The sequence below is a fragment of the Pseudomonas paralactis genome (assembly GCF_001439735.1).
GTDB classification, from domain to species: domain Bacteria; phylum Pseudomonadota; class Gammaproteobacteria; order Pseudomonadales; family Pseudomonadaceae; genus Aquipseudomonas; species Aquipseudomonas paralactis.
Genome location: NZ_JYLN01000013.1, coordinates 1 through 14,820, shown reverse-complemented (window position 1 = coordinate 14,820; position 14,820 = coordinate 1). Strand labels below are relative to the sequence as shown.

Sequence of the window (14,820 nt, the reverse complement as noted above, 5' to 3'; positions counted from 1 at the left end):
GTGGGAGCTGGCTTGCCTGCGATGGCGGTGTGTCAGTCACTGATGAGTCAACTGAACCACCGCTATCGCAGGCAAGCCAGCTCCCACAGTAGGTCTGCGTATATTCAATCTAATCCGCGGGGAAGTTGCAGGGTGACGCGCAGGCCGCCTTCGCGCAGGTTCTGCAAACTCACTTCGCCGCCATGGCTATGGGCGATGTTGCGCGCGATTCCCAACCCCAATCCGTACCCCTGCTGCTGGCCGGCCAGGCGAAAGTGCGGTTCGAATACCTGCTCCAGACGCTGCTCCGGTACACCGGGGCCTTCGTCATCCACATGCAGGACGAACTGCACACCATCATCCTCGATGTGCAAATGCGCGTTCTGCCCGTACTTCAAGGCGTTGTCGATCAGGTTGCCGATGCAACGTTTGAGCGCCAGCGGCTTGCCTGGATACGCCGCCAGGGCAGCGCCATCGAGGGTTACTCGACCGTTTCCATTAGGCGCCAGGTACGGTTCCACCAGGCATTCGAGTACGTGATTGAGGTCTACCGGCTGAATGTTTTCGTGGATGTCGGTGTCTTTCACGCATTGCAGCGCACCTTTGACCAGCAGTTCCAGCTCATCCAGGTCGCGGCCGAATTTGGTTTGCAGGTTCTCGTCTTCGAGCAATTCCACCCGCAGGCGCAGGCGGGTAATCGGTGTGCGCAAGTCGTGGGAAATGGCGCTGAACAACTGGCTGCGTTCGGTCAGGTAACGGCTGATGCGTTCGCGCATTGCGTTGAAGGCGCGGCCCACTTCCACCACTTCACTGCCACCGCCCTCGGCCACCGGTTCTACATCGGCCCCCAGCGACATGTCCCGCGCCGCCCGCGCCAGGCGCTTGAGCGGCCGGCTTTGCCAATGCACCAGCAAACCGATAAACAGCAGCAAAAAACCACTGGTCAGCACGATAAACCACACCTGCTGGGACGGCAGGCCCTGTTCTTCAAGGCTGGTGTAAGGCTCTGGCAACAGCGAGGCGATATACAGCCATTCGCCGGGCGCCAGTTGAATCTGTGTGACCAACACTGGCGGGTTGACCGGTTCCAGGGTCAATGCGTAATGGGCCCAGGAGCGCGGCAGTTCGTCGAGCTTGAGACCGGCGTTGAAGATGCGCAGGTCTTCGGCGCTGACGAACTCCACCGAGATATGCACATCGGCACCCAGGGTCTGGCGTAACACCTCATCGACCGCTTCCAGCACCGCTTGCTTGCGCGGCGTCTGCGGCAGGATCGCCATGTCCAGCGGGCGGTCATTGAGGGTCACCACAAAGCGGGTGCCGCCCATGCTGCGCAACTGATCAAGGACCAAGGGCCGGTAGGCCACCGGCAGCGAACGGAAATAACTCACGCTGGCGGTCATCGAGTGCGCCAGGCTGCGGGCGCTGGTGACCAGGCCCTCAAGCTGGGTGGCGCGCAGTTGCGAGACCCAGATCACGCTGGACAGCGCCTGGGCGAACAGCACGACCAGTAAGGTCAGCAGTAACATGCGCCCCAGCAGCGAACGTGGCACCGGAAAGCGGCGGCGGCGCTCGGTCAAAGGTTCAGTGGGCATTGCCGGCAACCACGCTGGCTGCCAGTTGATAACCGCTGCCGCGCACGGTGCGGATCAGCCTCGGGGGTTTTTCGGTATCGCGCAGGCGTTGGCGCAAGCGGCTGACGGCCATATCGACGATACGGTCAAGCGGCATCAGGTCACGCCCACGGGTAGCGTTGCCGATGGTGTCGCGGTCGAGGATCTGTTGCGGGTGGTCGAGAAACAACTTGAGCAAGGCAAAGTCAGCACCGGAAAGGATGACCTCTTCGCCATCAACGTGAAACAAGCGGTGGCTGATCATGTCCAGACGCCATTCATCGAATACCAATACATCGCCGCCAGTGCTGCGCTCCTGGCCAAACTGGCATCGACGCAGCAACGCCTTGATGCGCGCCTGCAACTCGCGGGGGCTGAACGGCTTGCCGATATAGTCGTCGGCGCCCAGTTCCAGGCCGATCACGCGGTCGGCTTCGTCGGAACTGGCGGTGAGCATGATGATCGGCACCTGCGCCTGGCGCGGGTGCTGGCGGATCCAGCGGCACAGACTGAACCCGTCTTCATCCGGCAACATCACATCGAGGATGACCAGGTCGCACGGCGCCTCGTTCATCGCCTGGCGGAACCCCGCGCCATCGGCCACGCCACGGACCTGGAAGCCGGCGCGACTGAGGTAGGTTTGCAGCAATTCGCGGATCTCCTGGTCGTCGTCGACGAGGAGAATGGATTTACTGATTACGCTCACGGGGTCCTCCTTGTGGTTATGGCCTGGCTTAAATCATCGGGTGCGCTTTAGGCCGTCATCGCAGGCAAGCCAGCTCCCACACTTGGAATGCATTCCAGACTGTGGGAGCTGGCTTGCCTGCGATGGCGCCATTATGACCTATGCAAAAGCTTGCTCAAGCGCCACACCCGCCCCGGTCAAACCGGAATACGGCGCTGTCACCAACCACACTGGAATACCCTTGAAGTAGTCGCTCATGCAGCCTTTATCCGCAAAGCTTTTGGCGAAACCGCTGGCGATAAAGAAGTCGGCAAACCTGGGTATCACACCGCCCACGATGTACACGCCACCGCGCCCACCGGTGGTCAATACGTTATTGCCCGCGACCCGGCCCAGCCAGATGCTGAACTGGTCCAGGACCTCCATGGCCACCGCGTCGCCGGCCAGGCCCGCTGCGGTGATGGCTTCGGGCGTGTCCAGCAGCGGCTCGTGCCCGTCCACCGCACAAATAGCGCGATACAGACGCGGCAAGCCGCCGCCGCTCAATACGGTTTCGGCGCTGACATGGCCGATCTCTGTGTAAATATGCTGCCACAGCTGGGTTTCCCGCGGGCTGCTCAGGGGCAGGTCGACGTGCCCGCCCTCCCCCGGCAATGCCGCGAAACGCCCGGCGCCGAGGTCCAGCAAAGTGCCAACGCCCAAGCCAGTGCCAGGCCCGATCACCACCGCAGGGCGCAACGGCTCCGGCGTGCCTTCACAGACCACGCGGAACTCGTCGGGCTTGAGGCGTGTCATGCCCAGGGCCATGGCCGAGAAGTCATTGACCAGCAGCAGTTCATCCACTTGCAGGGCCTGGCAAAACGCAGTCTTGCTCAGGCGCCAGTGATTGTTGGTGAACTTGAACTCATCGCCACTCACCGGCCCGGCCACCGACAGGCACACCGCACCGATGTCCCCGATTTCCAGGCCTTCCTCTTTGAGATAGACCTTGATCGCCTCTTCAGGGCTGCCGTGATCCGCCGTGGCATGCACGCGAATCGAATGCAGCTCCTGATCGCGCCACAACGCAAAACGGGCGTTGGTGCCCCCGATATCACCGACCAGCGCAAGCTTCACTTAAGCGTCTCCAAGGCAGAGGTAAAGGCGCTGGCGCCCTGCTCTGCGGAGCTTGCGGCCAAGCGCATGAATGCAAACAGCTCGCGACCGGCTCCCACGTTATTGCCCAACAGGCCCGTGGCAGGCGTGCGCGCTGCAAATACTTCGGCGTCCACCTTAAGCTCCAGGGTGCCGGTAACGCCATCGACGCGAATGATATCGCCATCCTGGACCCGCGCCAGCGGCCCGCCGCTCTGGGCTTCGGGGTTGACGTGGATCGCGGCAGGGATCTTACCCGACGCGCCGGACATTCGCCCGTCTGTTACCAACGCCACTTTGAAACCACGGTCCTGCAACACGCCGAGAAACGGGGTCATCTTGTGCAGTTCCGGCATACCGTTGGAGCGCGGCCCCTGGAAGCGCATCACCGCAACGAAGTCTTTTTCCAGCTCGCCAGCCTTGAAGGCGTCGGCCAGGTCCTGCTGGTCCTGGAACACCACCGCCGGCGCTTCGACCACCTGATGCTCGGGCGCGACAGCCGAGACTTTCATCACGCCACGGCCAAGGTTGCCTTCCATCACGCGCAAGCCGCCTTCCGGCGAAAACGCACGGGCCACGGGGCGCAGGATGGTTTCGTCGAGGCTCTCGATCGGGCCGTCGCGCCACACCAGTTCGCCGTCTACCAGGAACGGTTCCTGGATATAGCGGCTCAAGCCCTTGCCGGCCACGGTGTTGACGTCTTCGTGGAGCAGGCCCGCTTCGAGCAGCTCGCGGATCAGGAACGACATGCCGCCCGCCGCCTGGAAGTGGTTGATGTCGGCCTTGCCGTTTGGGTACACATGGGACAGGGTCGGCACCACCTCGGAGAGGTCGGCCATGTCTTGCCAGGTGAGGATGATGCCCGCCGACATGGCGATGGCCGGCATGTGCAGCGTGTGGTTGGTGGAACCGCCAGTGGCGTTCAGCGCAACGATGGAGTTGACGATGGATTTCTCGTCGACGATCTCGCCGATCGGCGTGAAGTTGCCATTGGCCTTGGTCAAGCGCGTGACCTGATGCGCGGCTTCGCGGGTGAGCGCATCACGCAGCGGCGTATACGGGTTGACGAATGACGCGCCCGGCAAGTGCAGGCCCATCACTTCCATCAGCAGCTGATTGGTGTTGGCGGTGCCGTAGAAGGTGCAGGTGCCGGGGCTGTGGTAGGACTTCATCTCCGATTCCAGCAGCTCTTCGCGGCTGGCCTTGCCTTCGGCGTAGCGCTGGCGCACATCGGCTTTTTGCTTGTTGGAAATACCCGACGGCATCGGCCCGCCCGGCACGAAGATCATCGGCAGATGGCCGTAGCGCAGCGCGCCCATCATCAGGCCGGGGACGATCTTGTCGCAGATGCCCAGCATCAACGCGGCGTCGAACATGTTGTGGGACAGCGCTACCGCCGTGGACATGGCGATGACTTCACGGCTGAGCAGGCTCAGCTCCATGCCCGGCTCGCCCTGGGTCACGCCGTCGCACATGGCGGGGGTGCCGCCGGCGAACTGACCGACCGAGCCGACTTCGCGCAGCGCCTTTTTGATTTGTTCAGGGAAATGCTCGTAGGGCTGATGCGCCGAGAGCATGTCGTTATAAGAAGAAACAATTGCCACGTTGGCGGCATTCATCATGCGCAGGCTGTTTTTGTCTTCGGTGCCGCAACCGGCCACGCCATGGGCGAAGTTGGCGCATTGCAGCTTGCCGCGCATCGGACCGTCGCTGGCTGCGCCGCGAATGAGCGCAAGGTAAGCCTCGCGGGTGGCGCGGCTGCGGGCGATAAGCCGTTCGGTGACCTCAAGAACGCGGGGATGCATGTATAGAACTCCAGGCTAACGGATGTGGCGACCTGAGTGTCTATGCTGATCAAACGCCCACGGCTCATGGGATGGCAGGGGGTCGTTTGGATCATCGGACCAGTTGATTCAGGTCACTCGTTGTAGATTGAACAAAATATTGCCACTAAAAAGGCTTGTTTTCTATTTTTATGCGAATAATCTTGTAATTCTTACAACAAATCGACGACAGGCACTTTCCAATGACTCTTCGTATCGCAATCAATGGTTTTGGCCGTATCGGCCGTAATGTCCTGCGCGCACTGTATACCCAAGGCTATCGCCAGGATTTGCAGATCGTCGCCATCAATGATTTGGGCGACAGCTCGATCAACGCCCACCTGCTCAAATACGACACGGTACACGGCACTTTCGATGCAGAGGTCGCCCACGATCAGGAAAGCCTGACCGTCAATGGTGACCGGATTGCCGTCAGTGCCATTCGCAACCCCGCCGACCTGCCATGGGCTGCGCACAAGATCGACGTGGTGTTCGAGTGCACCGGCCTGTTCACCGATCGTGACAAGGCTGCCGCCCATATTAGCGCCGGCGCACGCAAGGTGATCATTTCGGCCCCGGCCAAGGGCGCGGATGCCACTGTGGTGTATGGCGTAAACCATGACATTTTGCGCCAGTCCCACCAGATCATCTCCAACGCATCGTGCACCACCAACTGCCTGGCGCCGGTCGCCCAGGTGCTGCACCGCGAGCTGGGTATCGAAAGCGGCCTGATGACCACCATTCACGCCTACACCAACGACCAGAACCTGACCGACGTCTACCACACCGACCCTTACCGCGCACGCTCGGCCACCCAGAACATGATCCCGAGCAAGACCGGCGCGGCTGAAGCAGTCGGCCTGGTGCTGCCGGAACTGGCGGGCAAGCTGACCGGCATGGCGGTGCGTGTACCGGTGATCAACGTGTCCCTGGTGGATCTGACTGTACAGCTGAAGAAAGAAGCCACGGCCGATGAAGTCAATGCCCTGCTCAAACAGGCCAGCCAACACTCGAAAATCCTGGGCTACAACACCCTGCCGCTGGTTTCCAGTGACTTCAACCACAACCCGCTGTCGTCGATCTTCGACGCCAACCACACCAAGGTAAGCGGCAAGTTGCTCAAAGTGCTGGCCTGGTACGACAACGAGTGGGGTTTCTCCAACCGTATGCTGGATAACTGCCTGGCGCTGTGCAACGCCGAGTAATCCCTGGGCTGGATTGTGTGAACTGGCTTGTGTGGGAGCCGGGTTTGCCCGCGATGCAGACGACTCGGTCGTTCAGTCAAACCGAGGTGATGCTATCGCAGGCAAGCCCGGCTCCCACATAAGCCTGGTTCCCACACGATCTCCAAGGCATCTCAAAGTGCCACTTGCCATTTGCGTTGATGATAAGCATTATCATTCACTGCAAATCGGTCTGGTATCACTGTGAGCCAATCTCGCTTCAACCAAGTCTTTCTCACCCAACGGGTGATTCTGCTACGCACCTTGCAGCGGATGGTGAATAACCACAGCACCGCCGAGGACCTGTTGCAGGAAACCTACCTGCGCGTCACTCGGGCCCTGAGCGAGCGGCCGATCGATCACCTTGAACCCTTTGTCTACCAGACCGCGCGCAATCTGGCGCTGGATCACCTGCGCTCGCGCCGGATCCAGGCCCGTACGTTGCAGGAAGACGTGCCGCTGGATGTACTGCAAAGCGTCGCCGCCCCTGCCAGCACCCCTGAAGAAGCCATTCAGGCCGAGCAACTACTGGAGCACCTGAGCGTCAGCCTCGGCCAGTTGAGCGCTCGTCAGCAGCGGATTTTCATCCTCAGCCGCTTGCACGGTTGCAGCTACCAGGAGATTGCCGATCAGTTGAACGTGTCCTTGAGCACCGTGCAAAAGGAACTGAAATTGATCATGGCCATCTGTGTAGGTGTGGCCGAACGGCTGGATCAGCCTTAAGCTCCATCCGACAGAGCTATTGATCCAGGCTGTACGAAAAAATGAATAGAACGTGGCGAAGACCCGAGGAACACCGTGACGGACCCGAATAAACTGCGCCCCCATGCGTTGGCTCATGAGGTGCTGCAAGACACGGCCATGGACCAAGCCCTCGATTGGCTGATCGCCTTGCAATGCCCGCAACCCGGGCAGCAGGCCGAGTTCGACGCCTGGCTGGCCAAGGACCCGGCGCATGTTCACGCGTTCAGCAAAGCCCAGGCGACCTGGGGAGGAGCACCGGTACACAGCGCTGCCGTGGCCCTCGCAGTGCCACGCAAGCCAAGCGGCTGGCGCCGGATCAAACCACACTGGAAGCCCCTGGCCACCGCCGCCGTGCTGTTGATCGGGCTGTTCAGCTTCAGCAACTTGCCGGTGCGCCTGCAGGCCGATCACCTCACCGTGGTCGGCGAGCGCCAGCGCCTGCAACTGGACGATGGGTCCAGAGTGCTGCTCAACACCAACTCGGCGTTTTCCAGCCACATCACCGACCGCCAGCGCATGGCGCGCCTGTACCAGGGCGAAGCGTTCTTCGACATAGCCCCAAGCCGTGACCTGCCCCTGGAAATCGACGCCGGCCCCGTACGTGCCAGCGTGCGCGACACCGCCTTCGCCGTGCGCTACCTCGATGGTGAGGCTCAGGTACAAGTGCAGCGCGGCGATGTCGACCTGAGCAACAGCTTCGACGATGCCCGCGTACGCCTGAGTGCCGGGCAAAGCATCCGCATCGGCCCCAAGGGTTTCGGCCAACCGGCCAAGCTCGATGCCGGCAAGGATCTGGCCTGGGTGCAAGGCCGGCTAGTGTTTGAAAATTGCCCGCTGAGCGAAGTCCTGGCGGAACTGCGCCGTTATTACCCTGGCTGGATCGTCAACAACAATGAGCAACTGGCCAGCGTCGCCGTCACCGGCAACTATCGCCTCGACCAGCCCCTGGACGTGGTGCGCTCCCTGGCCCACATCACCTCAGCCAAGCTGTCGGAATACCCGGCACTGGTGATCCTGAACTAAATGAGAATTATTTTTACTCGATGTTAACCGGCGATACGTCTCGTTATAGCCAATGCAACTGATTCCTATTTGGTTCAGTCCGCAACTATAAGATTCGTATCCCGGAGCGCTCTCGATGTCCTCTCGTTTCAACCGCCGGTGTTCTTCGCCCGTTCTGTCCTTGCTGACCGCTGCGATCCTGCTGGCTGGCGCGCCTGTCATGAGCGCCGCCGCCGCCGAACCCGCCCCTCGCAGCCACGGCAATTACAACTTCAGCATCGAGCAGCAACCATTGGTGTCGGCGCTCAACGCCTTTACCGCGGTGACCGGCTGGCAAATCGGCCTGCCGGCAGAGCTGGGCCAGGGTGTGTCGTCCCCTGGCGTGCGTGGCCCGCTGTCGCCGGAAAAAGCGCTGGACCGGTTGTTGGTGGGGACCAACCTGAGCTACCGCAAACTGGGCAATAACAACATCGTGCTGGAGAAACGCACCGCGGGCAGCGCCCTCGCCCTGCAACAGGTGACCATCAGCGCCACCCGTAACGAACAGGCGGTGAGCAGCGTACCCAGTACCGTCAGCGTGCACGACCGCGAAGAACTGGACCGCCAGAACACCAACAACATCCGCGAACTGGTGCGCTACGAACCCGGCGTTTCCGTCGGCGGTGCCGGTAGCCGCTCGGGTAACTCGGGCTACAACATCCGTGGTATCGACGGCGACCGCATCCTCACCCAGGTGGACGGCGTCGAAGTGCCCAACAACTTCTTCAACGGCCCCTACGCCAAGACCCGTCGCAACTATGTCGACCCGGAAATCGTCAAGCGTGTGGAGATCCTGCGCGGCCCGGCCTCGGCCCTGTACGGCAGCAGCGCCATCGGCGGTGCCGTGAGCTATTTCACCCTCGACCCGGATGACATCATCAAGCCGGGCAAGGACGTCGGCGCCCGCCTGAAGACCGGCTACAGTTCCGCCGACGAGAGCTGGCTGACCTCCGGCACCTTCGCCGGGCGCGTACAAGACTTTGATGGCTTGCTGCACCTGAGCCAGCGCAATGGCCATGAAACCGAATCCTACGACGGCAACAACGCCACCGGCCTGGCCCGCACCGGCGCCAACCCGGAAGAGGCGCGCACCACCAATGTGCTGGCCAAGCTGGGCTGGAACTATGGCGATGACAACCGTCTAGGCTTGACCTACGAGAAGTTCAAGGACGATCGCGACGTCAATCTGAAGAATGCCGTAGGCGGCCCGTTCATTGGCGGTCGGGGCATGAACCTCTACCGTGCCCGCTCGGGCAACGACACCATCACCCGCGAGCGCTTCGGCCTGGAAAACAGCTTTGCCCTGGAGTCGCCGATCGCTGATCGCATCAAGACCAGCCTCAACTACCAGATCGCCAAGACCGATCAAACCACCGCCGAGATCTACCAGTCTGGCCGCCACGTGCTGCGCACCCGCGACACCCTTTACGAAGAAAAACAGTGGGTCTTCGACGCTCAACTGGACAAGGCTTTCAGCCTGGGTGAGACCGACCACCAGGTAACCTACGGCACCACCCTCAAACAGCAGAAAGTCACCGGCTCACGCGAAGGCTCGGCCTCGTGCCTGGCCATTGGTAGCGGCTGCACCGCCATCGGCGCGCCCAGCCCACAGGCGAGCGACAGCGTGAAAAAGTCCAGCGACTTCCCCGACCCGACGATCAACACCTACTCGCTGTTCGCCCAGGACCAGATCAGCTGGGACAAATGGACCTTCCTGCCCGCCGTGCGTTATGACTACACCCGGCTCAAGCCCAAGCTGACCCAGGAGTTCCTCAACACCGTCAACCCAACTGGCGAATATGCCGTCGATGGCAAGGACAAAACCTGGCACCGCGTCACGCCCAAGTTCGGCCTGACCTACGCCCTGACCGATAACTACACCTGGTTCGGCCAGTACGCTGAAGGCTTCCGCACGCCCTCGGCGAAGGCCCTGTATGGCCGCTTCGAAAACCTCAACATTGGCTACACCGTCGAACCCAACCCCGACCTCAAGCCGGAGACCAGCAAAGGCATCGAGACCGGGATACGCGGCAAGTTTGACGAAGGCTCCTTCGACATCGCGGTGTACTACAACAAGTACCGCGACTTTATCGACGAAGACAACGCTGTGGTCGGCGGCACCGTAGAGCAGTTCCAGGCCGTCAATATCAAGCGCGCCACCATCAAGGGCATGGAAGCCAAGGGCCGCCTGAACCTGGATGCCTTCGGCGCGCCGAAGGGCCTGTACACCCAGGGTTCGATTGCCTACGCCCATGGCCGCAACGACGACAATGGCGAGCCGTTGAACAGCGTCAACCCGCTCAAGGGCGTGTTTGGCCTGGGTTACGACCAGGACAACTACGGCGGCCTGCTGAGCTGGACCCTGGTGAAGAAACAGAACCGCGTCGACAGCACCACCTTCCACGCTCCCGACGGCAGCACCGACGGCCCGTTCAAGACCCCGGGCTTCGGCATCCTCGACCTGACCGCCTACTACAAGGTCACCAACGACGTGACCATCAACGGTGGCCTCTACAACCTGACCGACAAGAAGTACTGGAACTGGGACGACGTGCGCAGCTACGACAGCGTCGGCGAAGCCGGTGTGACCGGCCCGGCCAACCTGGACCGCCTGACCCAGCCCGGTCGCAACTTTGCGATCAACCTGATCTGGGACATCTGAGCCCTCAGCCTCACCTCGCCAGGATCAATCCCGGCGAGGTGAGGATTTTTTACTGTGCCGCGTCTTCTTGTTCGTCTAGTTGATAACAGCTCTCTTTAAGGGCACCCAGGCGCTCCCTCTTTCAAGGACTTTTTACATGACCGCTTCTCCTACCGCAGAACGCCCAAGCCTGCGCTCCCAGCGCCTGAACCAGATCACCAATGAACCGCACACCAAGCTGGATGCGTTGGTCAAGGCCCATGCGCCGTTCGAAACCCAGGCCAACTTCGCCCGCTTCGTGGTGGCCCAGTACCTGTTCCAATCGGAACTGGTGGCGCTGTACAACGATGCCAAGCTGAACACGATCATCCCCGACCTGGCCGCCCGCTGCCGCGCCGAAGCCGCCAAGCTCGACCTGGCAGACCTCGACACCGACGTTCCGGCCCCGGTCGCCGGCGCGGTGAAAAACCCAAGCCAGGCCGAAGCCCTGGGTTGGCTATTCGTGTCCGAAGGCTCCAAGCTGGGCGCCGCGTTTCTGATCAAGCGCGCCGTGGGCCTGGGCCTGAGTGAAACCTTCGGTGCGCGCCACCTGGGCGAGCCCGCCGGTGGCCGCGCCGAAGGCTGGAAAAGCTTCACCCGCACCCTCGACGGCCTGCAGTTCAGTGCCGAAGAAGAAGCTGCGGTAGAAAAAGGCGCGATCGATGCGTTTGTGCGCTTCACCGTGTTGCTGGAACAGGCGTACGCTAGCGCCCCAGAACTGGCATAAGTATTCCGGTAGACAGCGGTTCAATGTGGGAGCTGGCTTGCCTGCGATAGCGGTGAGTCAGCTCCAGATGTTTAACCTGATACACCGCTATCGCAGGCAAGCCAGCTCCCACATTTGAGTGCATTTCATGGCAAATAATGTGTAAACCCTCCCACCAGAAAACTGCAGCATGACCGGCAAAACCCAATCCTCCTCAAAGATCGCCCAACTTCTCTATGGCCTGCTGGCCTACGTCAGCCTGGGGATTGGCTTGGTGGCGATTGTCATACCGGGTTTGCCGACCACCGAATTCATCCTGCTGGCCGCCTGGGCCGCCACCAAAAGCTCACCGCGCTTGAGCGCCTGGCTGGAAAACCACCGCCTGTTCGGCCCGATCCTGTCCAACTGGCGCAACGGCAAGATCATTGCTCGCCGGGCCAAGGTCAGCGCCACCGTGAGCATGGTGCTGTGTGCCCTGTTGATGCTGGTGATGCTCGATCACGGCTGGCCGGTGTACCTGGCAATTGCCGGAATGGGCCTGGGCAACCTGTGGATCTGGTCCCGCCCCGAGCAGCTCGCACGCCCCGCATAACGGCCGGTGTAGGCATTTTCCTACCGCTCATCGCCTATTTCTCATGAATTGATTTGTGACGCCGATGTTTCAGGCATGACGCCGAAGGGACTTGGCGCGTTTGCGTGCATACCAACAAGTCCATTCGTGAGTGAACCTATGTTCGACACCCTCTCCATCCGCTTGAAAATCGTGCTGCTGTCCGGCCTCTGCCTGCTGGGGGTGATCGCACTGGTGGTCGGCATCAATATCTACAACACCAACCAGAACGATCGGTTGGTCAGTGATTCAAGCTCACGAATGCTCACCGCCAGCGTCGAACAACTGCTGCAAGTCAAGGCCGCTGAACAGGCCGGGCACTTGCAAAAGACCTTCGGTGAAAACCTGCTGGCGGTCACCGCCCTCGCCGACCAAATCAAGGATCTGCGTCAATTGGGCACCAAGCGCTCCGTTGAAGCCGGCGCCCTGCGCGAAGAAATCAACCAGAGCGTCAAAACCGTGTTCGAGCGCAACACCAAGGTGCTGGGCATCTGGCTGTCGTTCGAGCCCAACGGCCTGGATGGCAAGGACAGTGAGTTCATTGACGACAAGGCACGCGTCTCCAACGAAAAAGGGCGTTTTTCCAGCTACTGGAGCCGGGCCGGCGGCGAGAGCCTGAACACCATCATGGTCGAGGATGACCTGACCAAGACCACCCTCAACCTCAGCGGTACGCCCTACAACATTTGGTATACCTGCCCACGCGACACGCGTAACACATGCCTGCTGGACCCGTACGAAGACACCGTAGCCGGCAAACCGGTGCTGATGACCACCATTTCCCTGCCCCTGATCGTCGACGGTAAAGTCATCGGCGTCGTGGGTGTCGACATCGCCCTCACCGCCCTGCAAGCCACCACCGACGCGGCACAAAAGGATCTATTCAACGGTGCAGCTCACCTGGAAATCCTGTCCAGCACCGGCCTGATTGCAGCCTACAGCGGTGAACCGGCCAAGGTCGGCAAGAACCTGATCGACAGCCTCGGCGCCGAAGGCAAGGAGATCGTGCAACTGCTGGGCAATGATCGGCCCATGATCCGCGAACAGGACGACACCATTCGCGCCGTGTACCCGGTCAAGCCGATTGCCGACGCCAAATCCTGGGGGGTGGTGATCAAACTGCCTAAAAGCGTAATGCTGGCTGATAACGAAAAGCTGCAAGCTGTGCTGGATGACGCCCAGGCTACCGGCACCATCAAAGCCTTACTGGTGGCCGCCGCCGCCGGCTTGCTGGGCTTGTTGCTGATCTGGCTGACCGCCACCGGCGTGACCCGGCCGATCAACAGCGTGGCGGCCATGCTCAAAGACATTGCCAGCGGCGACGGCGACCTCACCCAACGCCTGGCCTACACCAAGAAAGACGAACTGGGCGAGTTGGTGAACTGGTTCAACCGCTTCCTCGACAAGCTGCAACCGACCATCGCGCAGATCAAGCAAAGCATCACCGAAGCCCGGGGTACGGCGGATCAATCCTCGGCCATTGCGCGCCAGACCAGCGAAGGCATGCAGGTGCAGTTCCGCGAAATCGACCAGGTTGCCACCGCCTCAAATGAAATGAGCGCCACCGCCCACGATGTCGCCAACAGCGCCTCCAATGCCGCCAGCGCGGCACGCGGCGCCGATCAGTCGGCCCGTGAAGGCATGTCGATCATCGAGCAGAGCACCCGCGACATCACCACCCTCGCCGAGGAAGTCAGCAAAGCCGTAACCGAAGTCGAAGCCCTGGCGGTCAACAGCGAGCAAATCGGTTCTGTATTGGAAGTGATCCGCAGCATTGCCGAACAGACCAACCTGCTGGCATTGAACGCAGCGATTGAAGCGGCACGCGCCGGGGAAAGCGGGCGCGGTTTTGCGGTAGTGGCCGACGAAGTACGCAACCTGGCCAAGCGCACCCAGGATTCGGTCGAGGAAATCCGCGTGGTGATCGAACGTATCCAGAGCGGCACCCGTGGGGTGGTGGCGACCATGCACTCCAGCCAGCACCAGGCCCAGAGCAATGCTGGCCAGATCCATCAAGCGGTACAGGCCCTGGGCAAGATCAGCGACGCAGTCACGGTGATCAGCGACATGAACCTGCAAATCGCCAGTGCTGCCGAAGAGCAAAGCGCGGTGGCCGAAGAGGTCAACCGCAATGTCTCGGCGATTCGTACCGTGACCGAAACCCTCACCGGCCAGGCCACCGAGTCGGCGGCGATCAGCAGCCAGCTCAACGCCCTGGCCAGCCAGCAGATGAAGTTGATGGATCAGTTCAGGGTCTGATTCGGTCCTGAAACATTGCCCCCTGTAGGAGCGAGCTTGCTCGCGAAAAACGTCAACGATAACGCGTGCTTTCTGAATAAACGCGGCGCCTTTGAGTTCTTCGCGAGCAAGCTCGCTCCTATGTATGGACTCGCCCCCACTGTCAACCCGCTTTTCAAACATTGGTACCCAGTTGCATCTATGTATCAGGCCTATTCGAGGAAGCTCCAAACAGCTTCTGGCCAACATTGGATCAGCTCGCGATCTGCCCATTACAAAAAGGCCTCAAGGGCCGGTAGGAGCGCAGGCATCAATTCGCGACGGTCTGACCAGGGGTCAATGTT

11 protein-coding genes are annotated in these 14,820 nt (G+C 61.1%); 7 read left to right on the top strand and 4 right to left on the bottom strand.

From position 1 onward, the window contains the following. Positions 1–104 precede the first annotated feature (104 nt). The 4 genes from TX23_RS24255 to edd form a co-directional block, all read right to left on the bottom strand. A complete protein-coding gene (locus TX23_RS24255; RefSeq protein ID WP_198706762.1) occupies positions 105–1,532 on the bottom strand; it encodes an ATP-binding protein in 1,428 nt (475 codons plus the stop codon). 31 nt (positions 1,533–1,563) lie between these two features. Beyond that, positions 1,564–2,298 (bottom strand): response regulator, encoded by a 735-nt coding sequence (locus tag TX23_RS24250; RefSeq protein WP_005790997.1) that lies wholly within the window; start codon positions 2,296–2,298, stop codon positions 1,564–1,566. 138 nt (positions 2,299–2,436) lie between these two features. After that, positions 2,437–3,393 carry a glucokinase gene (locus TX23_RS24245; protein WP_057704388.1) on the bottom strand — a complete coding sequence of 319 codons (957 nt, stop codon included), beginning with the start codon at positions 3,391–3,393 and terminating at the stop codon, positions 2,437–2,439. Next, a complete protein-coding gene (edd, locus tag TX23_RS24240) occupies positions 3,390–5,216 on the bottom strand; it encodes a phosphogluconate dehydratase (RefSeq protein ID WP_057704387.1) in 1,827 nt (608 codons plus the stop codon). Before edd ends, TX23_RS24245 begins: the two co-directional genes overlap by 4 nt. A 221-nt stretch (positions 5,217–5,437) precedes the next feature. Here edd and gap point away from each other — a divergent pair, with 221 nt between their 5' ends. The 7 genes from gap (at position 5,438) to TX23_RS28930 (ending at position 14,497) form a co-directional block, all read left to right on the top strand. Then, positions 5,438–6,439, top strand: coding sequence for a type I glyceraldehyde-3-phosphate dehydrogenase (gene gap / locus TX23_RS24235; RefSeq protein WP_057704386.1), 1,002 nt, complete (start codon positions 5,438–5,440; stop codon positions 6,437–6,439). Positions 6,440–6,661: 222 nt separating this feature from the next. Then, on the top strand, positions 6,662–7,180 hold the full coding sequence (locus tag TX23_RS24230) for an RNA polymerase sigma factor (RefSeq protein ID WP_005791005.1): 519 nt from the start codon (positions 6,662–6,664) through the stop codon (positions 7,178–7,180). A 75-nt stretch (positions 7,181–7,255) separates the two neighbouring features. Continuing rightward, a complete protein-coding gene (locus TX23_RS24225) occupies positions 7,256–8,224 on the top strand; it encodes a FecR family protein (protein WP_057704385.1) in 969 nt (322 codons plus the stop codon). 115 nt (positions 8,225–8,339) lie between these two features. Beyond that, on the top strand, positions 8,340–10,904 hold the full coding sequence (locus TX23_RS24220) for a TonB-dependent receptor (protein ID WP_057704384.1): 2,565 nt from the start codon (positions 8,340–8,342) through the stop codon (positions 10,902–10,904). Positions 10,905–11,040: 136 nt separating this feature from the next. Further along, positions 11,041–11,649 carry a biliverdin-producing heme oxygenase gene (locus TX23_RS24215; protein ID WP_057704383.1) on the top strand — a complete coding sequence of 203 codons (609 nt, stop codon included), beginning with the start codon at positions 11,041–11,043 and terminating at the stop codon, positions 11,647–11,649. A 169-nt stretch (positions 11,650–11,818) separates the two neighbouring features. Then, on the top strand, positions 11,819–12,220 hold the full coding sequence (locus TX23_RS24210) for a YbaN family protein (RefSeq protein WP_057704382.1): 402 nt from the start codon (positions 11,819–11,821) through the stop codon (positions 12,218–12,220). A 138-nt stretch (positions 12,221–12,358) separates the two neighbouring features. After that, entirely contained in the window at positions 12,359–14,497 is a 2,139-nt protein-coding gene (locus TX23_RS28930; RefSeq protein WP_057704381.1) for a methyl-accepting chemotaxis protein, read from the top strand. Positions 14,498–14,820 lie beyond the last annotated feature (323 nt).